Annotated in this window: 17 protein-coding genes and 1 pseudogene; 11 read left to right on the forward strand and 7 right to left on the reverse strand. The window is 71.3% G+C overall.

From position 1 onward, the window contains the following. The 6 genes from EAO75_RS47555 to EAO75_RS23085 form a co-directional block, all read left to right on the forward strand. The coding region (locus EAO75_RS47555) for a class F sortase (RefSeq protein WP_261989387.1) at positions 1–521 on the forward strand (521 nt) is incomplete at its 5' end. Between the two features lie 234 nt (positions 522–755). Continuing rightward, positions 756–2,093 carry an ABC transporter ATP-binding protein gene (locus EAO75_RS23065; protein ID WP_147996952.1) on the forward strand — a complete coding sequence of 446 codons (1,338 nt, stop codon included), beginning with the start codon at positions 756–758 and terminating at the stop codon, positions 2,091–2,093. 29 nt (positions 2,094–2,122) lie between these two features. After that, positions 2,123–2,575 carry a DUF3574 domain-containing protein gene (locus EAO75_RS23070; RefSeq protein WP_147996953.1) on the forward strand — a complete coding sequence of 151 codons (453 nt, stop codon included), beginning with the start codon at positions 2,123–2,125 and terminating at the stop codon, positions 2,573–2,575. A 93-nt stretch (positions 2,576–2,668) separates the two neighbouring features. Beyond that, positions 2,669–4,057, forward strand: a complete 1,389-nt coding sequence (locus EAO75_RS23075; protein ID WP_147996954.1) for an aldehyde dehydrogenase family protein — start codon at positions 2,669–2,671, stop codon at positions 4,055–4,057. A gap of 10 nt (positions 4,058–4,067) precedes the next feature. Next, a complete protein-coding gene (locus EAO75_RS23080) occupies positions 4,068–5,147 on the forward strand; it encodes a Zn-dependent alcohol dehydrogenase (protein ID WP_147996955.1) in 1,080 nt (359 codons plus the stop codon). 128 nt (positions 5,148–5,275) lie between these two features. Next, positions 5,276–6,598 (forward strand): MFS transporter, encoded by a 1,323-nt coding sequence (locus EAO75_RS23085; protein ID WP_147996956.1) that lies wholly within the window; start codon positions 5,276–5,278, stop codon positions 6,596–6,598. On the opposite strand, the gene EAO75_RS23090 is transcribed toward EAO75_RS23085, so the two are convergent. The 3 genes from EAO75_RS23090 to EAO75_RS23100 form a co-directional block, all read right to left on the reverse strand. Continuing rightward, a complete protein-coding gene (locus tag EAO75_RS23090) occupies positions 6,590–7,528 on the reverse strand; it encodes a DMT family transporter (RefSeq protein ID WP_187284608.1) in 939 nt (312 codons plus the stop codon). The genes EAO75_RS23085 and EAO75_RS23090 overlap by 9 nt on opposite strands. A gap of 82 nt (positions 7,529–7,610) precedes the next feature. Then, positions 7,611–8,321: an ArsR/SmtB family transcription factor gene (locus tag EAO75_RS23095; protein ID WP_410092470.1), complete on the reverse strand. Its 711-nt coding sequence runs from the start codon at positions 8,319–8,321 to the stop codon at positions 7,611–7,613. Between the two features lie 69 nt (positions 8,322–8,390). Beyond that, entirely contained in the window at positions 8,391–9,032 is a 642-nt protein-coding gene (locus EAO75_RS23100) for a TetR/AcrR family transcriptional regulator (RefSeq protein WP_147996959.1), read from the reverse strand. A 122-nt stretch (positions 9,033–9,154) separates the two neighbouring features. Between EAO75_RS23100 and EAO75_RS23105 the strand changes: the two genes are divergently transcribed. The 3 genes from EAO75_RS23105 to EAO75_RS23115 all read left to right on the forward strand — a co-directional run bounded on the left by EAO75_RS23105 (position 9,155) and on the right by EAO75_RS23115 (position 11,395). Next, entirely contained in the window at positions 9,155–10,306 is a 1,152-nt protein-coding gene (locus EAO75_RS23105; RefSeq protein WP_147996960.1) for an acyl-CoA dehydrogenase family protein, read from the forward strand. Between the two features lie 77 nt (positions 10,307–10,383). Then, positions 10,384–10,671: a YiaA/YiaB family inner membrane protein gene (locus EAO75_RS23110; protein ID WP_147996961.1), complete on the forward strand. Its 288-nt coding sequence runs from the start codon at positions 10,384–10,386 to the stop codon at positions 10,669–10,671. 103 nt (positions 10,672–10,774) lie between these two features. Beyond that, entirely contained in the window at positions 10,775–11,395 is a 621-nt protein-coding gene (locus EAO75_RS23115) for a TetR/AcrR family transcriptional regulator (protein ID WP_147996962.1), read from the forward strand. 35 nt (positions 11,396–11,430) lie between these two features. Here EAO75_RS23115 and EAO75_RS23120 read toward each other — a convergent pair whose 3' ends face one another. Next, complete coding sequence (locus EAO75_RS23120) at positions 11,431–11,892, reverse strand: MaoC family dehydratase (protein WP_147996963.1); 462 nt, start codon at positions 11,890–11,892, stop codon at positions 11,431–11,433. 108 nt (positions 11,893–12,000) lie between these two features. Here EAO75_RS23120 and soxR point away from each other — a divergent pair, with 108 nt between their 5' ends. After that, on the forward strand, positions 12,001–12,375 hold the full coding sequence (gene soxR / locus EAO75_RS23125) for a redox-sensitive transcriptional activator SoxR (RefSeq protein WP_410092471.1): 375 nt from the start codon (positions 12,001–12,003) through the stop codon (positions 12,373–12,375). A 161-nt stretch (positions 12,376–12,536) separates the two neighbouring features. On the opposite strand, the gene EAO75_RS23135 is transcribed toward soxR, so the two are convergent. From EAO75_RS23135 to EAO75_RS23145, 3 genes are all read right to left on the reverse strand, one after another. Beyond that, positions 12,537–13,604 carry an RNA ligase (ATP) gene (locus EAO75_RS23135; RefSeq protein WP_147996964.1) on the reverse strand — a complete coding sequence of 356 codons (1,068 nt, stop codon included), beginning with the start codon at positions 13,602–13,604 and terminating at the stop codon, positions 12,537–12,539. An 87-nt stretch (positions 13,605–13,691) separates the two neighbouring features. Further along, positions 13,692–14,414 carry a 3-keto-5-aminohexanoate cleavage protein gene (locus EAO75_RS23140; protein WP_187284549.1) on the reverse strand — a complete coding sequence of 241 codons (723 nt, stop codon included), beginning with the start codon at positions 14,412–14,414 and terminating at the stop codon, positions 13,692–13,694. Between the two features lie 77 nt (positions 14,415–14,491). Continuing rightward, on the reverse strand, positions 14,492–15,097 hold the full coding sequence (locus tag EAO75_RS23145; protein ID WP_147996965.1) for a hypothetical protein: 606 nt from the start codon (positions 15,095–15,097) through the stop codon (positions 14,492–14,494). Positions 15,098–15,321: 224 nt separating this feature from the next. On the opposite strand from EAO75_RS23145, the pseudogene EAO75_RS23150 reads away from it, so the two are divergent. Then, positions 15,322–17,952 (forward strand): annotated as a pseudogene (locus tag EAO75_RS23150) (penicillin acylase family protein); the annotation flags it as partial. Positions 17,953–18,207 lie beyond the last annotated feature (255 nt).

The raw sequence follows: 18,207 nt of genomic DNA on the forward strand, positions 1-18,207 counted from the left end.
CCGCAAAGGCGGGCAAGCGCCCCGCCGGCCCTCGCCCCCTGCCCCGCTCCCGTGCGACCCGCCTCGCCATCCCCTACATCAGCGTCGACTCCCCGCTGATGGACCTGCACCTCGACAGCGAGCGGCGCCTGCCCGCGCCCCCGGAGGACAAGCCCAACCTGGTCGGCTGGTACGCGGACGGGCCCTCCCCGGGTGAACAGGGCACCGCCATCGCCGTGGGCCACCTCGACACCGACACCGGACCCGCCGTCTTCGGCGGCCTCGGCGAACTGAAGCGCGGCAAGCGCATCGAGATCCGGCGCGCCGACGGACGGACCGCCGTCTACAAGGTCGACGCCATCAAGACGTACGAGAAGGACAAGTTCCCCAACCGCGAGGTGTACGGCGCCCGGGCCCGGCCGGAGCTTCGGCTGATCACCTGCGGCGGCAACTACAACCGCAGGACCGGCTACACGGGCAACGTCGTCGTCTACGCCCATCTCACCGCGACCCGTGAGCCGAAGGGCGCCGGCCGGCGCTGAATCCGGCCGTCCGGTTGCCCGCCTGTTGGACAGCGGCGCCGGATTCGGCCCGTTCCCTTCCCTCGGCCGCACACATTCCGTTAACTTCCGTGACTCATACGCCCCGTGCGACCCGCATGAGGCGTTCGACCGCGGAGCGCCAGGGCCCGTCCGGCGGACGCGCGTGCCGGACCGTGCTGACCCGGCATGCCGGACGGGCCCCGGCGCCTGAACGAGCCCCCGGGGGCATCCGTCATGACACGCGCCATCTCCCTGCACGACGTGAGCAAGTCCTACACACGGGGCACCCGCGTCGTGGACGGGCTCTCGCTGGACATCGAGCCCGGTGAATTCCTCGTCCTGCTCGGGCCCTCCGGCTGCGGCAAGTCCACCGTGCTCAGGATGATCGCCGGGCTGGAGGAGATCGACGAGGGCGAACTGCTGCTGGACGGCGAGTGGGCCAACGACCTGCTGCCCGCCGACCGGAAGATGGCGATGGTCTTCCAGAACTTCGCCCTCTACCCGAGCATGACCGGCCGCGACAACATCGGCTTCCCGCTGCGCATCGAGTCGCCCGGCGCGGATCCCGGCCCGCAGGTGGACGCCACCGCCCGCATGCTGGGCATCGAGGACCTCCTCGACCGCTTCCCCGCCCAACTCTCCGGCGGCGAACGCCAGCGCGTCGCCATGGGCCGGGCCATCGCCCGCCACCCGACCGCCTTCCTGATGGACGAGCCGCTGTCCAACCTCGACGCCAAGCTCCGGGGCCACCTGCGCGCCGAGATCTCCGGCCTCACCCGGAAGCTGGGCGTCACCACGGTCTACGTCACCCATGACCAGGCCGAGGCGATGTCGCTCGGCGACCGGGTCGCCGTCCTGCGCGGCGGCGTCCTCCAGCAGGTCGGCGCACCCCGCTCGGTCTACTCGCTGCCGCGCAACGTCTTCGTCGCCGCCTTCATCGGCACCCCGCGCATCAACCTGCTGCGCGGCCTCGTGCGCGCCCCGCTCGACGGTGCGATGACCATCAGCCTCGGCAAGCAGTACCTCCGGCTGCCCGAACCCCTCTGCCTGGACCACCAGTTGCTGCGGGTGCAGCAGGGGCGCGAGGTCATCGTGGGGCTGCGGTCGGAGGCGGTCCGCATCGCACAGCCCGCCAGTGCCCGCCCCGGCGAGGTGCACATCACCGGCCTGGTCGAGCATGTGGAGTTCCAGGGCCACGAGGTCCTCGTCCACTTCAACACCGGCTCCCGGCCGGCCGTCGTCCCCGACCTGGAGGCCCCGCGCCCGGTCCGGGCGGTCCGGCGCCGCCGCCGTGACTCCGGCACGGTGCTGGAGCGGCTGCGGGGCCGCGCGGGCGCCCTGCGTGCCGGGCCCGTGGTGACGCTGGAGCACCCCGGCGACGGCACGGCCGACCCGGTGCCGCCCGAGGGCCGACTCCCCGGCGACCTCATCGTCCGCACCACACCCGATTTCGACCTGCGGCACGGTATGCAGGTCCCCCTCCTCGTCGACATCGCCCATCTGTTCGTCTTCGACCAGCACGGAGAGCGAATCTGCCCGGCCCCGGCGAGGCTTCCCGACCTGGAGGAGTGAAGTCCGCCGGGTTTGGCTAGTTATGCGCCATGAATGCGCACTTCACCCGAACTCGGGCTGTTCTCACCGCCGTCGGCCTTCTGCTGGCCGTCGGAGCACCCACCGCCTACGCCACCCTCGACGTCGGCGCCACCGCGGCGCCGGTGCGGGGAGAGCCGTACATCGAGACCCAGTTGTTCTTCGGAACCGCACGCCCGGACGGCGGTCCCGCGGTCACCGACGAGCAGTTCGTGGAGTTCGTCGACAAGGAGGTCGCGCCGGACTTCCCGGACGGGCTCACGATCCAGTCCGGGCGGGGGCAGTGGCGGGACGCGAACGGCGTGATCGAGAAGGAGCGGTCCTACGAGCTGATCCTGCTCTACCCGCGCACGCAGGCGGACGCCGGTGACCGCAGGATCGAGGAGATCCGTCGCGCCTACGAGAAGGCCTTCGGCCAGGAGGCGGTGGGGAGGGTGGACGACGAGGCGCGCGTCGACTTCTGATCTCATGGGGTGACCGGCGCATCTGGCGCGCAAAAACTAACGCCGCTAGTTTATGAGCCGGACGACGAGGCGGCCCGCCCTGGAGGAAGCGTGATGAAGGCACACGACGGCATCTACATCGACGGCGCCTGGCGCCCCGCCGAGAGCGGGGAGGTGATCGACGTGGTCAACCCGGCCGACGAGCAGATCATCGGCCGCGTCCCGGCCGGCGCCGCCGCCGACGTCGACACCGCCGTACGGGCCGCCCGCGCCGCCCTCCCGGGCTGGGCCGCGACTGCGCCCGCGGAACGGGCCGCGCGGCTGGCCGCCCTCCGGGACGCCCTGGCGGCCCGCAGGGACGAGATCGCCGAGACGGTCACCGCCGAACTCGGCTCACCGCTCAAGTTCTCCCAGTCCGTCCACGCGGGCGCCCCGATCGCGGTCGCGGGCACGTATGCCGAACTGGCGGCGACCTACGCCTTCGAGGAGAAGGTCGGCAACTCGACCGTGTTCCTGGAGCCCATCGGCGTGGTCGGCGCGATCACGCCCTGGAACTACCCGCTCCACCAGATCGTCGCCAAGGTCGCCCCGGCGCTGGCGGCCGGCTGCACGGTCGTCCTGAAGCCCGCCGAGGACACCCCGCTCGTCGCCCAGCTCTTCGCCGAGGCGGTCGACGAGGCCGGTGTCCCCGCGGGCGTCTTCAACCTGGTCACCGGCCTCGGCCCGGTCGCCGGCCAGGCGCTCGCCGAGCACCCGGACGTCGACCTGGTCTCCTTCACCGGCTCCACGGCCGTCGGCCGGCAGATCGCCGCGGTGGCCGGCGCCGCCATCAAGAAGGTCGCCCTGGAGCTGGGCGGCAAGTCCGCCAACGTCATCCTGCCCAGCGCCGACCTGGCCAAGGCCGTCAATGTCGGTGTCTCCAACGTCATGTCCAACTCCGGGCAGACGTGCAGCGCCTGGACGCGGATGCTGGTCCACCGGGACCAGTACGACGACGCCGTGCAGCTGGCCGCGGCCGCCGCCGAGAAGTACGGCGAGCGCATCGGGCCGGTGGTGAACGCCAAGCAGCAGGAGCGGGTGCTCGGCTACATCGAGAAGGGCGTGGCCGAGGGGGCGCGACTGGTCGCGGGCGGCACCGAAGCGCCCCGCGAGCAGGGCTACTTCGTCAGCCCGACCGTCTTCGCCGACGTGACCCCCGAGATGACCATCGCGCAGGAGGAGATCTTCGGCCCGGTCCTGTCGATCCTGCCCTACGAGGACGAGGACGACGCCCTGCGCATCGCCAACGGCACCGTCTACGGCCTCGCGGGCGCCGTCTGGGCGGGCGAGGAGGCCGAGGCGGTGGCCTTCGCGCGCCGGATGGACACCGGGCAGGTCGACATCAACGGAGGCCGCTTCAACGTCCGCGCCCCCTTCGGCGGCTACAAGCAGTCGGGCGTCGGCCGCGAGCTCGGCTCGCACGGCCTGGCCGAGTACCTCCAGACCAAGTCCCTTCAGTTCTAGGAGCCCGCACATGGTTCGCGCCGCAGTCCTGCCCGCCATCGGTGCCCCGCTGGAGGTCACCGAGATCGACCTGCCCGACCCCGGACCCGGCCAGGTCCGCGTCCGCCTCGCCGCCGCCGGCGTCTGCCACTCCGACCTGTCCCTGTCCGACGGCACCATGCGCGTCCCCGTCCCCGCGGTCCTGGGCCACGAGGGCGCGGGTACGGTGACAGCCGTGGGGGAGGGGGTCACACAGGTCGCGCCGGGCGACGCCGTGGTCCTCAACTGGGCCCCGTCATGCGGAAGTTGCCACGCCTGCGGGCTCGGCGAGGTCTGGCTGTGCGCCAACGCCCTCAACGGCGCCGCCGACGTCTACGCCCGCACCGCGGCGGGCACCGACCTGCACCCCGGCCTGAACGTCGCCGCGTTCGCCGAGGAGACGGTCGTCGCGGCGGGCTGCGTCCTGCCCCTCCCGGACGGCGTCCCGCTCACCGACGCCGCCCTGCTGGGCTGCGCCGTCCTCACCGGCTACGGCGCCGTGCACCACTCGGCGCGGGTGCGGGCGGGCGAGACCGTCGCCGTGTTCGGCGTCGGCGGCGTCGGCCTGTCGGCCCTCCAGGCGGCCCGGATCGCGGGCGCGGCGAAGATCGTCGCGGTCGATGTCTCCCCGGAGAAGGAGGAGTTGGCGCGCGCGGCGGGCGCCACCGACTATGTGGTCGCCTCCGAGAACACCGCCCGCGAGATCCGGGGCCTGACGGGCAAGCAGGGCGTGGACGTGGCCGTGGAGTGCGTGGGCCGCGCGACCACGATCCGCACGGCCTGGGACTCCACCCGTCGCGGCGGCCGCACCACGGTCGTCGGCATCGGCGGCAAGGACCAGCAGGTCACCTTCAACGCGCTGGAGATCTTCCACTGGGGCCGCACCCTCTCCGGCTGCGTCTACGGCAACTCCGACCCGGCGCGCGACCTGCCGGTACTGGCCGAGCACGTCCGCGCGGGCCGGCTGGACCTGGGGGCGCTGGTGACGGAACGGATCGCGCTGGAGGGGATTCCGGCGGCCTTCGAGAACATGATCGCGGGCAAGGGCGGCCGCGCCCTGGTGGTGTTCTGAGGTTCCGATGTCGTTGCCCGGGGCCTCGGGTGCCCCGGGCAACCTTCCTGCACAACCGTTGACCCCATACCGTCCGGTCAGTACGTTCGCCGCCAACGTCCCCACCGCACCCACCGGAGTGTGCACGCATGGACATGGCCCCCTCCGCTCACCCCGACACCACGACCGCCCTCCCCACGGTCAACCGGCGCCGCGTGGCCACAGCGGCCGCGCTCGCCTCCGCCGTCGAGTGGTACGACTACTTCGTCTTCGGCATCGCCGCCGCCCTCGTACTCGGCGACCTGTACTTCCCCGCCGGCAGCTCCACCGCCGGAGTGCTCGCCGCCTTCGCCACCTTCGCCGTCGGTTTCCTCGCCCGCCCCATCGGCGGCATCGTCGCCGGCCACCTCGGCGACAAGCGCGGCCGCAAGCCCATGCTGGTCCTCGCGCTCACCCTCATGGGCATCGCCACCACCGGCATCGGCCTGCTCCCCACGTACGACACGATCGGCGTCGCCGCCCCGATCCTGCTCGTCGCCCTGCGCATCGCCCAGGGCGTCGCGGTCGGCGCCCAGTGGGGCGGCGCCATGCTGCTGGCCACCGAGTACGCCCCCGAGGGCAAGCGCGGCGTCTACGGCAGCGTCGTCCAACTCGGCGTCCCCATCGGAGTGGTCACCGCCAACACCGTCTTCCTGCTGGCCGGCGCCTTCACCACCGACGCGCAGTTCGCGGCGTGGGGCTGGCGGGTGCCGTTCCTGATCGGCCTGTTCGTCCTCGCCCTCGCCTGGTACATCCACACCCGCGTCGAGGAGACCCCCGAATTCCGGGAGGCCGAGCGGGCGTTGGCCGAGAAGGAGCAGGCGGAGCAGAGCAGCCCGCTGCGCGCCATCATGAAGGACCACCTCGGTACGGTCCTCCTCGCCGGCGGCTCCTTCGCCGTCAACACCGCGACCTTCTACATCCTGATCACCGGCGTCCTCGACTACACGACCCGGGAACTGGACATGGACAAGAGCGCGGTTCTCACCGTCTCACTGTGCGTCAGCCTCACCCAGCTGGTGCTGATCCCGGCCGCCGCCGCGCTCTCCGACAAGGTCGGCCGTATCCGGGTCTACGCACTCGGCGCGGTCGGCATCGCCCTGTGGGCCGTGCCGCTGTTCCTGCTCATCGACACCGGCTCGCTGCTGTGGCTGGCGGTCGGCTCGTTCGTCGCCAGCTGCTTCCTCAGCATCATGTACGGCCCCCAGGCGGCCCTGTTCGCCGAGCTGTTCACGCCCGAGATGCGCTACACGGGCGCCTCCCTCGGCTACCAGATCGCGGCCGTGCTCGGCGGCGGGCTCGCCCCCTTCGTCATGGTGCTGCTGCTGGAGGCCTCGGGCACCTCGATGGCGGTGTCCGCCTACATCATCGGCCTGGCGGTGATCGCCCTGCTGTCCATCAAGGTGCTCGCCGGCAAGGCGCGTTCACGCTGACTCACGGGTCTGCTCGGGTTGCGGCGCACTCGCCACGACCCGGGCGGACCGCGTCCTGGACCGCGACACGGCCACGCCCGCCAGACACAGCGCCCCGCCCGCCAGCGTGAGCAGCCCGGGTACCTCGCCGAGCGCCAGCCACGACATCAGCACGACCAGCGCGGGCACCGCGTACGTCGTCGCGCCCATCCGGCCGGCGGTCGTACGGGCCAGGGCGTACGCCCATGTGGTGAAGGCGAGCGCCAGCGAGAAGACGCCCAGAAAGACCAGGTTGAGCGTCGCGGACACGGAGGCGTGGGCGGCGTCGTCGACGAGCTGTCCCGCGAAGGGCAGGCAGACGACCGCGCCGACCAGGCATCCGTACGTCGTCACCTGGAGCGCGCTCGCATGGCCGAGCGCCGGCTTCTGCGCCACCGCGCCGCCCGCGTAGCCGATCGCGGCGAGCAGGCACAGCACCACCCCGAGCACCGAGGATCCGCCCTCGCCCGACATCGACAGACCCACGGCCACCGCACCGGCGAACGACACCGCCATGCCCGCGAGCAGCCGCGGCGGCATCGCGTCACCGAGCAGCCGGGCGCCCAGCAGGGCGATGAGGATGGGGCCGATGTTCACGACGAGTGCCGCCGTACCGGCGTCCACCTGCTGCTCGCCCCAGTTCAGCACGACGCTGTAGAAGCCGAACCACAGCAGGCCCGATATCGCGATCCCGGGCCAGGCCGCCCGCGCAGGCAGCCCCTCCCGGCGGACGAGACAGATGGCTCCCAGGACCACGGCACCGACGAGCAGCCGCCCCAGCGCGAGGGCGCCGGGCGAGTACTCCTCACCGGCGCTGCGGATGGCGACGAAGGCGGAGGCCCACATCACGACGGTGACGGTGGCAGCGCCGGCCGCGAGGAGGTCGGGGCGGTGGGCGGGGGTGCTGTTCATCATGCTCCAGAGGCTAGGGAGGGAAGGGGGACCGAGGCTGGCGGATTTCGGACAGGGCAACCGGAGCGCCCGAAAGGGGCGCTCACCGCAGCGCCCCCACCTCGATACCGAGCATCTCCAGCAAGGCACGCTCACCCGACGCAGTCACTTTCACGGCCCGCTCCGAACCGATCCGCACGCACCACCCCGCGTCCAGCGTGTGCCGGCACAGGGCCGCACCCGCGACGCCCGCGAGATGAGGTCGGCGTTCGGTCCAGTCGAGGCAGGCCCGGGCCAAGGGGCGCCGGCTCCCACGGTCGAGGGGGATGCCGGCCGAGTCGAACCAGCCGAGCCCCGTGTCCGTGAGCGCGAACCCGGTGTCCTGCCGCAGCAGCCCGCGCGAGGTGAGCGCGTCGGTGACCGCGATGCCGAGCCGCCCGGCGAGATGGTCGTAGCAGGTCCGGCCGCGGGCCATCGCCGAGCCGGCGCTGGACTCCCGCAGGTTCCGGGGCCGCCGATCCGCCCCTGGGGCAACCTGCGCGGTCAGGTCCTCCACCAGCTGGGCGACCCGGGCGTCGGCCAGCCGGACGTACCGGTGCCGGCCCTGCCGATCCTCGGCCAGCAGTCCGCCCGCGACCAGCTTGCCCAGGTGTTCGCTCAGCGTCGACGCCGCGACCCCGGCGTGCCGCGCCAGCTCACCGGCGGTCCACGCCCGCCCGTCCAGCAGTGCCAGCAGACAGGCGGCCCGGGTCTCGTCGGCGATGAGCCCGGCGAGCCGGGCGAGCAGCGACGCCTGGGGGTCTTTGGTGGCCATGCGTTCCAGCATGGGGCACGGATACTTCGGTCGGCGCCGAAGTGTGGCCGGGGTCCCGCCGGGGAACGGCTACGTGGCCCGCCCCACCTGCTCGTACTGCCGGGCCAGCCCGTCCAGCAGCGCCGTCAGCCCGGTCTCGAAGGCCCGCTCGTCGATCTTCTCCTGCTGCTCGGCGAGGAGGTGGGCCTGCCCGAGGTGCGGGTAGTCGGCGGGGTCGTACGCGCTGGCGTCGTCCACGAAGCCCCCGGCGAACGAGCCGAGCGCCGAGCCCATGATGAAGTACCGCATCAGCGCGCCGATGGACGTGGCCTGCGCCGGCGGCCAGCCCGCCGCGACCATCGCGCCGTAGGCGGCGTCGGCGAGCCGCAGCGCGGCCGGGCGGCGGCCCGGGCCGCGGGCGAGCACCGGGACGACGTTCGGGTGGTCGCGCAGGGCCGTCCGGTACGAGACGGCCCAGTCGTGCAGCGCGGTGCGCCAGTCCCGCCCGTCCTCGAACATCGACAGATCGACCTGCGCGCTCACCGAGTCGGCGACCGCCTCCAGGATCTCGTCCTTCGTGCGGAAGTGGTTGTACAGGGACGGCCCGCTCACCCCCAGTTCGGCGGCGAGCCGGCGCGTGGAGACGGCCGACAGGCCTTCCGCGTCCACGAGTTCACGAGCCGTCTCGACGATCCGGTCGTAGCTGAGGAGGGGCTTGCGCGGTCGGGCCATGGCGCACATAGTAGGGCTGCCCAACGGAAACTAGCAGTGCTAATTTAAATGTACGGCTTTCAATGTACGGCTCTCAATGGCCACCGTCCGCGAGCTGGCCACCGTCTGTGGGGTGACTCTGCATGAACCTGGAGCTCAGCGAGGAGCAGACCGCGGTCCGCCGACTCGCCCGGGACTTCGTGGACCGCGAGATCGCGCCGCACGTCGTCGAGTGGGACCGTGCGGAGGAAGTCGACCGTTCGATCGTCAAGAAGCTCGGCGAGGTCGGCTTCCTGGGGCTGACGATCGACGAGGAGTACGGCGGGTCGGGCGGCGACCATCTCGCGTACTGCCTGGTCACGGAGGAGCTGGGACGCGGCGACTCCTCGGTGCGCGGGATCGTGTCGGTCTCCCTCGGCCTGGTCGCCAAGACCGTCGCGGCCTGGGGGAGCGAGGAGCAGCGGCGCCGCTGGCTGCCGGGGCTCACCGCGGGCGAGCTGGTCGGCTGCTTCGGCCTCACCGAGCCGGGCACGGGCTCCGACGCCGGCAACCTCGCCACTCGGGCGGTGCGCGACGGCGGCGACTACGTCATCAACGGCACCAAGATGTTCATCACGAACGGCACGTGGGCCGACGTCGTCCTGCTCTTCGCCCGCTCCACCGACGCGCCCGGCCACAAGGGCGTCTCCGCCTTCCTCGTCCCCACCGACACGCCCGGCCTGACCCGCCGCACCATCCACGGCAAGCTCGGCCTGCGCGGTCAGGCCACCGCCGAGCTGGTCCTTCAGGACGTACGGGTGCCCGCGTCGGCCATGGTGGGGGAGGAGGGCAAGGGCTTCTCGGTCGCGATGTCGGCCCTCGCCAAGGGGCGGATGTCGGTCGCCGCGGGGTGCGTCGGCATAGCGCAGGCCGCACTGGACGCGGCCGTCCGGTACGCCGGCGAGCGCGAGCAGTTCGGCAAGCCGATCGCCCGCCACCAGCTGGTCCAGGAGCTGATCAGCGACATCGCCGTCGACGTGGACGCGGCGCGGCTGCTGACCTGGCGGGTGGCCGACCTGATCGACCGCGGGCTGCCCTTCGCGGTGGAGTCCTCCAAGGCCAAGCTCTTCGCCTCGGAGGCCGCCGTCCGCGCCGCCAACAACGCTCTCCAGGTCTTCGGCGGCTACGGCTACATCGACGAGTACCCGGCGGGCAAGCTGCTGCGGGACGCCCGCGTGATGACCCTCTACGAGGGCACGAGCCAGATCCAGAAGCTGGTCATCGGGCGGGCGTTGACGGGGGTTTCGGCGTTCTGAGGGGTGCGGTGGACTGAGTATCCGGCTGAGTACGTCAGCGGATGTGGCCCGCGCCACCGCTGCGGATCCTGTTCCCCATGAGTGACACACCGGTCAAACAGCAGAGTACGGCGGCGTTCTACGGGCAGTCCGTAGCCTCCTTCGCGGTCGCCATGGCCGCCACCGGCATCGGCATCTACCAGCTGAACGCCGACGCCTGGGTGCGCGGATTCCTCGCGATCGCCGTCCTCTACCTGGTGACCTCGGCGTTCACTCTCGCCAAGGTCATCCGGGACCGTCAGGAGGCCGGACAGATCGTGAGCCGCGTGGACCAGGCGCGACTGGAGAAGCTCCTCGCGGAACACGACCCCTTCGAGAAGATCTGACCGACAGGATCCGGCCGACCTCGCCTCCGGCCGAGCCCACTAAGCGCTCGCTCAGTATCGGCGGTATGGTGGTCCTTCTGTCAGCGAGAGGGGCGAGTGAGCGATGAGTACGGCGGAGGAGACGGCCGGTGGCGAGACGGCGTGGACCGAGGTCACGCCCGACGCGGCACGGCGGCTGCTGATCGCCGCCGTGGAGGCCTTCGCCGAGCGCGGCTACCACGCCACGACGACCCGTGACATCGCGGGCCGCGCCGGCATGAGCCCGGCCGCGCTCTACATCCACTACAAGACCAAGGAAGAGCTGCTCCACCGCATCAGCAGGATCGGCCACGAGAAGGCCCTGGAGATCCTGCGGACGGCGGCCCGGCGCGAGGGCACCCCGGCCGAGCGGCTCGCCGACGCCGTGAGCTCCTTCGTCCGCTGGCACGCCGGGGGGCGCACCACCGCGCGGGTCGTGCAGTACGAGCTGGACTCGCTCGGCCCGGACGCCCGCGCCGAGATCCTCGCGCTGCGGCGGCAGTGCGACGCCGAGGTGCGCGGGATCATCGAGGACGGCGTGGCGGCCGGTGACTTCGACGTGCTGGACGTGAAGGGCACGACCCTCGCGGTGCTGTCGCTGTGCATCGACGTGGCCCGCTGGTTCAACGTCGACGGCCCTTGGACGCCGGACGAGGTCGGCGCGCTGTACGCCGACCTCGTGCTGCGGATGGTGGGAGTGAAGTAGCTCCGGCCGAGCGCTCGCGTGCTCCCCGGCCCGGTTTACAGGTAGTAGCGCGAGACGGACTCGGCGACGCACACGGGCTTGTCCCCGCCCTCGCGCTCCACGGTGAAGGCGACGGCGACCTGGACGCCGCCCGTCACGTCGTCGACGCCGCTGATCGTCGCGGTGGCGCGCAGCCGGGAGCCCACGGGTACCGGGGCGGGGAAACGCACCTTGTTCGTGCCGTAGTTGACGCCCATCTTCACGCCCTCGACCGCGATGAGCTGGGGTCCGAAGAGCGGGAGCAGCGACAGCGTCAGGTACCCGTGGGCGATGGTGGTTCCGAAGGGCCCGGCGGCGGCCTTCTCCGGATCGACGTGGATCCACTGGTGGTCACCGGTGGCCTCCGCGAACAGGTCGATCCGCTTCTGGTCGACCTCCAGCCAGTCGGTGTACCCCAGCTGCTCGCCCACCGCCGACTTCAGGTCGTCGACGGAGGTGAAGATCCTCGGCTCTGCCATGTCCCGGCCTCCCGCGTCATGTGTATGTCTAAGCAACTGCTTAGCATGCTAGGTGGTGAGGTCCCTGTCAACGGACCGGGAGGGTGACGCGGTAGGTAGGTTTGGGGGGTGCCCCAGATCCCCGAGAAGATCCACGAACTCACGGTCGGCCAGCTCTCCGCCCGTAGCGGCGCTGCCGTCTCGGCCTTGCACTTCTACGAGTCCAAGGGCCTGATCAGCAGCCGGCGCACCTCCGGCAACCAACGCCGCTACACCCGTGACACCCTGCGCCGGGTCGCGTTCGTGCGGGCCGCTCAGCGTGTCGGCATCCCTCTGGCCACGATCCGCGAGGCCCTCGCCGAACTGCCCGAGGAGCGCACCCCCACCCACGAGGACTGGGCACGCCTGTCCGAGGCGTGGCGCTCGGAACTGGACGAACGCATCAAGCAACTCAACCGCCTGCGCGACCACTTGACCGACTGCATCTGCGGGAGGGTGTGGTGATACGGCCGGTTGTCGAGCGGTACAGCGGGGTGACCGGGGGTCGGGCCATCGCGAAGGCGGTCAGTGCGGCTTATCTGACCCGGAGCAGTCGGAGCAGTCGCCCAGGGCCGGAACGTCGCCGACAAGCGGCCGTACGTCCCGGCCCGGTGGCTGAGGGCACGTCACTCGTACTCGGTCCCACCCTTCCGGGTCAGATAAGCCGCACTGACCGCCTTCGCGATGGCCCGACCCCCGGTCACCCCGCTGTACCGCTCGACAACCGGCCGTATCACCACACCCTCCCGCAGATGCAGTCCCCGCCCGGACACCGTCTCCCGCCCGCTCGCGATCTCCAGCACCCGCTCGATGTCGAAGGCCCCCTCGAACAGCCGCGGCACCAGGGGCAGTTCTCCCTCCAGCACCTCCGCCGAGTCCAGCCACCGCACCAGCCCGTCGATCTCCGCGCAGACATCGAACGCGGCATACCCCAACGTCTCGCGGCGCCCATCGGCCCCGTACGTCAGGTCCTGCACCCCCGCGCCGAACACCTCCCCGAAGATCCCGACCCGCCGGGCTCCCAGCCGCTCGGCCAGCCGCGCCGCCGCCTCGGCGACACCGTGCCCCCGCACCGCGCGCCAGTACAGGTTCCGGGGCTCCTCTCGCAGCGCCAGCGACTTCGCGCCGAAGCCCTTCGAGGAGACGTACACCCGCTCCCCGTCGGCGACATACGTCAGCAGGCACGCCGACCCGTGCAGCTTCTCGGTCAGCACCACCGGCTCACCGGGCCGGAAGATGTCCGGATACCGCTGGATGTTCTCGATGTCGACCCACGGCAGCAGATCCGGCGCCGACTCCACGTCACCGGACATCGTCGGCGGGATCGGCGGCACCCACTTGGTGATCCCCAGCCGCTCGGCGAAGTCGACGCCCTCCGCGGCCGCCCGCGTCAGATCGACCTCGGCCAGCGCCTGTGGCCGGCACACGATGCCCTGCGACAGCTCCCCGCGCAGCCGCACCGCCTTGACCCGGTCGGCCCCGCTCCCCGCCAGCCGCCCGGTCAGCCCCAGTTCCTCGATCAGCCCGGCCGGCAGCACGGACTGCTCGGGGATGTACACGGCGGCCTCACCGGAGCGGTACGCGCCCTTGGCGACGACGGCCCGGTACAGACCCACCTGCGCCAGCTCCAGAGCGTCGGCGTTCGGATGTTCGTGGACGGTCAGGACTTCGGCGGTGACGCGCAGCGTCGACATCGGGGACTCCTCGGTGGTGCTCAGGTGTGTTTCATCGCCCCCAACTGTCCGTACGGGAAAGGGATGGTGCGAGGGATTTAGCGGCTGCTACCGTCGCGATCTTCCGTACTGGCGCAACGCCTCGGTCACCAACCCGGCGTTGGAGGCGGCCCGCTCCCCGTCCGGCAGGACCAGCGTGTCCTCCAGGCCGATCCGCGTCGCCAGCCCCAGTCGTCCGGCCAGCCGCAGCACCGGCCAGGCGCCCCCGTCCTCGCCGTGCAGCAGCACCGGGCGGCCGAACGCCGGGCCCAGGTCGGCCAGCAACCCACGCGCGGTCTCCTCGGCCGTCTGCGCCGATGTGTCCGTCACCTCGGCCAGCACCCGCAGCACCATCGGCCCCAGCGGCGAGGCGGCGAACCGCGTCGCCCCGTCCGTGCCCGACCAGATGCCCGCCTCCACGCCGACGCCCCGCTCCAGCAGTGCGGCAGCCACTTCCTCGGCGCCCGGCTCGTGCCAGTTGACCGAGGCGTGGTCCGGCAGCACCGTCCAGCTTCGGACTCGCTCCAGCCGTGCCTCGGGATCAGGTTCCGCCCAGGCGCCCGTCGTCACACCGACCGGCACCGACACCCGGGTCCGGATCGCCTCCAGCGTCGGCGCGAGCACGCGCGGCGAGAGACTGTCCTGCCCGCAGGGGGTCTTGGGGTGGACATGGATGTCCGTCGCGCCGGCCGCGACGGCCTCGGCCGCGGAATCGGCGAGCGCCTCGGGCGAGAGCGGTACCACCGCACCGTCGGTCGCCCCACGGGGCCCGTTGAGACACACCTGGATCATGCGTCGATGGTGCCAGCCGCCACTGACAGTCGGTGCCGGCAAAGGGGGTGCGGCATCCCCGGCGCACCCCCGTCGTACTAGGCGGACATGAGCAGCCGCCGTCCGCGCCTGGCTGCCGCCAGCGCCTCGGGCGTGAGCACCGGACGCGGCACCACGATCCCGCAGTCCGTGCAGACCGGACCCGACGACGGTTCATGGGCCAGGTCGTACTTCCAGATCAGCCGCCCCCCGCTGCACGCCGGGCACTCCGAGCCCGGTTCGCGCTCCAGCGCGGCGATCAGTCGGCGCAGCACCTCGGCCAGGGGTTCTCCCGGGTGGACCCGGGGGTCGTCGCACCAGGCGACTCCGAAACCGCCCCAGGTCAGCCGGTGCCAGTCGTCCACGCTGCCCGGCCTGCGCAGTCCGTCGTGCTTCTCCTTCTTGCGCCGCTCGGCGAACTCGACCTCGTAGGCCAGCCAGACCGAACGCGCCTCCTCCAACTCGTCCAACGCGGCCACGAGCCGCGCCGGCTCGGGGGAGCGGTCCTCGGGACCGAATCCCGCCCGGGAGCACAAGTGGTCCCAGGTCGCCCTGTGCCCGTAAGGAGCGAACCGCTCCAGGCACTTACGCAGCGAGTAGCGCCGCAGCGCGAGATCGCACCGCGGATCGCGCACCTGTCTCGCCAGACTCCGGAAACCGGCCATCGCCCTGCACCTCCGTCACATCTGCACCTGTACTTCGGTCACTTCGGCGTCGTCGTTCGGGACGTTGCCGAATAGACGTATCGACAAGCGATTCGGCTCCATCCGATTTCCGATGACCTCCATAGCGAGCCCTTGGCGACTCAAAAAAGTGACGCATGTTCATCTTCAATCCCGGGGATACCGCCGGTAACAGTCTCGGCCCACCCCCGTCGGTAGGAGCTGCCATGTCACGGCGTACCCCACGCACCGCGTTAGTCAGACTGAGAACTCCCGGCAGATTCCCCGGGTTCCTGAAGGCCGCATCCGTATGCGCTCTGATTGCCGGACTTTTGTCGCCTCTTTCCCCGGCGGTCAGCGCGACCCGGGCGGCGGCGGCCGAGGCCACGGCCGCGAACGACCACTGCGGGAACCAGTGCTCCGACATCCTGCCGCCGGGCCAGAACGGCAACGCCACCCTCGCGCAGGTCCTGCTCAACCAGGCCTTCGGGACCATGCCCGAACACGCCTCGGACCAGCTGGGCCCCTACGCCAACCTGGCCAAGGGCTACTCCGGCCTCACCAACGCGACGATCAACACCTTCTTCAACGACGCCTCGTTCGGCGTCCCCTCCGATCAAGTCGCCTCCACCGTCAGTCCCGCAGGGCGCAGTGACGTGACGATCGTCCGTGACAAGAAAACGGGTGTGCCGCACATCACCGGTACCACCAGATACGGCACGGAGTTCGGCGCGGGCTATGCGGCGGCCCAGGACCGGCTGTGGCTGATGGACGTCTTCCGGCACGTCGGACGCGGGCAGCTGACCTCCTTCGCGGGCGGAGCACCCTCCAACCAGGGCCTCGAGCAGCAGTTCTGGCGTCACGCGCCGTACACCGAGGCCGATCTCCAGGCCCAGATCGACAACGCCGTCGCTTCCAACGGCGAACGCGGGCAGCTGGCCCTCGCCGACGCCAAGGCCTACCTCGACGGCATCAACTCCTACATCGACGCCTCCGACAGCGGCCGCTACTTCCCCGGCGAGTACGTCCTGACCGGCCACAAGGACTCCGTCACCAACGCCGGCACCATCGAGCACTTCAAGATCACCGACCTGGTGGCGCTCGGCTCCGTCATCGGCGCCCTGTTCGGCTCCGGCGGCGGCGGCGAGGTCAACAACGCGATCTCCCTGCTGGCCGCCCAGGAGAAGTACGGAGTGGCCCGCGGCACCGAGGTCTGGGAGTCGTTCCGCGAGCGCAACGACCCCGAGGCGGTCGTCACCGTCCACGACAAGAGCTTCCCGTACGCCACCAAACCCGCCGACCCGCAGGGCGGGGCCCTGCCCGACGCCGGCTCGGTGACCGAGGAACCGCTCGTGTACGACCGTACGGGCAGCGCGGCCGGTTCAGCCGCGAGCGGCGCCTCGACCACGGCGGCCGCGACCGCCATGACCTCGGCCAGGCGGGGCATGTCCAACGCCCTCGTGGTCAGTGGCGAGCACACCGCCAGCGGCCACCCGGTCGCCGTCTTCGGCCCGCAGACCGGCTACTTCGCCCCCCAGCTGCTCCTGCTCCAGGAGATCCAGGGCCCCGGCATCAGCGCCCGCGGCGCCTCCTTCGCCGGCCTGAGCATGTACGTCGAGCTCGGCCGCGGCCAGGACTACTCGTGGAGCGCCACCACCTCCGGCCAGGACATCATCGACACCTACGCCGTCGAGCTGTGCCAGGACGACTACCACTACCTGTACCGCGGCACGTGCACGGCCATGGACAAGGTCGAGCAGAAGAACGCCTGGAAACCCACGACCGCCGACAGCACCCCCGCGGGCTCATACACGATGCGGGTCTGGCGCACCAAGTACGGTCCCGTCACCCACCGCGCGACCGTCGGCGGCAAGAAGGTCGCCTACACCACCCTGCGCTCCTCCTACCTGCACGAGGCCGACTCGATCATCGGCTTCCAGATGCTGAACGACCCCGGCTACGTCAAGGGCCCACAGGACTTCCAGAGGGCCGCGCAGCACATCAACTACACCTTCAACTGGTTCTACGCCGACTCCGAGCACACCGCGTACTACAACAGCGGCGACAACCCGGTCCGGGCGAGCGGCGTCGACGCGGAGTTCCCGGTCTGGGCGCAGTCGGCGTACGAGTGGCGTGGCTGGGACCCGGCGACGAACACGGCGCAGTACACGCCGCCGTCCGAACACCCCAACTCCATCGACCAGGACTACTACGTCTCCTGGAACAACAAGCAGGCCAAGGACTACACGACCGCGTCCTGGGGCGACGGCTCGGTCCACCGCGGCAACCTCCTGGAGGACCGGGTGAAGAAGCTGGCCGACGCGGGCGGCGTGACCCGGGCCTCCCTCGTGAAGGCGATGGCCGACGCGGGCCTGGCCGACCTGCGGGCCGAGGACGTCCTGCCGGACCTGCTCAAGGTCGTGGGCAGCTCCACGGTGACCGACCCCACAGCAGCGGCGGCCGTGAGCAGGCTCCAGGCCTGGCTGTCCGCGGGCGGCAAGCGCACCGAGACGTCGGCAGGATCGAAGACGTACGCCGACGCCGACGCGATCCGCATCCTGGACGCGTGGTGGCCGCTGCTGGTCAAGGCCGAGTTCGAACCGGCCCTCGGCAGCGAGCTGTACGGTGCGATGACCGCGAGCCTGCCCATCGACGAGTCCCCGTCGGCCGCGCACGGCCCGACCGGCTCGCACGCCGGAAGCTCCTTCCAGTACGGCTGGTGGTCCTACGTCGACAAGGACATCCGGGCCGTGCTCGGTGAGTCCGTGCAGGGCCCGCTCGACCGGAAGTACTGCGGCGGCGGCAGCCTCACCGCCTGCCGGGACATCCTGATCAGCACCCTGAAGGAGGCCGCCGGCGGGGGCGCACTGCGACATCGTGCACCGGGAGCTGGCGCAGGTGGTGCTGGCGGCGGGCCGCATCAAGTGACCCGCCGCCATCGACCCGTCACCGATGTGACGTGAACTCCACGACCTGCTGATACGTCGGCCGGTTCTGCCAGCTGATCCTGCCGTGCTTGATGCCGCCCAGGGTGCGCTGGACGATCGAGTCGGCGCACCACTGGTCGCCCGCCGAGCACTGGTCGTCGCCGGGGTACACCTGCGCCGCGGTCC

The sequence above is a fragment of the Streptomyces sp. UW30 genome (genome assembly GCF_008042075.1).
Taxonomy (GTDB): domain Bacteria; phylum Actinomycetota; class Actinomycetes; order Streptomycetales; family Streptomycetaceae; genus Streptomyces.

What these genes read in the sequence shown, in the direction of transcription:
- EAO75_RS23120 (WP_147996963.1), bottom strand. Translation starts at nt 11,892, where the DNA reads ATGGCAGAGCCGAGGATCTTCACCTCCGTCGACGACCTGAAGTCGGCG.
- EAO75_RS23105 (WP_147996960.1), top strand. Translation starts at nt 9,155, where the DNA reads ATGAACCTGGAGCTCAGCGAGGAGCAGACCGCGGTCCGCCGACTCGCC.
- EAO75_RS23115 (WP_147996962.1), top strand. Translation starts at nt 10,775, where the DNA reads ATGAGTACGGCGGAGGAGACGGCCGGTGGCGAGACGGCGTGGACCGAG.
- EAO75_RS23095 (WP_410092470.1), bottom strand. Translation starts at nt 8,321, where the DNA reads ATGGCCACCAAAGACCCCCAGGCGTCGCTGCTCGCCCGGCTCGCCGGG.
- EAO75_RS23080 (WP_147996955.1), top strand. Translation starts at nt 4,068, where the DNA reads ATGGTTCGCGCCGCAGTCCTGCCCGCCATCGGTGCCCCGCTGGAGGTC.
- EAO75_RS23135 (WP_147996964.1), bottom strand. Translation starts at nt 13,604, where the DNA reads ATGTCGACGCTGCGCGTCACCGCCGAAGTCCTGACCGTCCACGAACAT.
- EAO75_RS23100 (WP_147996959.1), bottom strand. Translation starts at nt 9,032, where the DNA reads ATGGCCCGACCGCGCAAGCCCCTCCTCAGCTACGACCGGATCGTCGAG.
- EAO75_RS23085 (WP_147996956.1), top strand. Translation starts at nt 5,276, where the DNA reads ATGGACATGGCCCCCTCCGCTCACCCCGACACCACGACCGCCCTCCCC.
- EAO75_RS23065 (WP_147996952.1), top strand. Translation starts at nt 756, where the DNA reads ATGACACGCGCCATCTCCCTGCACGACGTGAGCAAGTCCTACACACGG.
- EAO75_RS23070 (WP_147996953.1), top strand. Translation starts at nt 2,123, where the DNA reads ATGAATGCGCACTTCACCCGAACTCGGGCTGTTCTCACCGCCGTCGGC.
- EAO75_RS23110 (WP_147996961.1), top strand. Translation starts at nt 10,384, where the DNA reads ATGAGTGACACACCGGTCAAACAGCAGAGTACGGCGGCGTTCTACGGG.
- EAO75_RS23075 (WP_147996954.1), top strand. Translation starts at nt 2,669, where the DNA reads ATGAAGGCACACGACGGCATCTACATCGACGGCGCCTGGCGCCCCGCC.
- EAO75_RS23090 (WP_187284608.1), bottom strand. Translation starts at nt 7,528, where the DNA reads ATGAACAGCACCCCCGCCCACCGCCCCGACCTCCTCGCGGCCGGCGCT.
- EAO75_RS23145 (WP_147996965.1), bottom strand. Translation starts at nt 15,097, where the DNA reads ATGGCCGGTTTCCGGAGTCTGGCGAGACAGGTGCGCGATCCGCGGTGC.
- EAO75_RS23140 (WP_187284549.1), bottom strand. Translation starts at nt 14,414, where the DNA reads ATGATCCAGGTGTGTCTCAACGGGCCCCGTGGGGCGACCGACGGTGCG.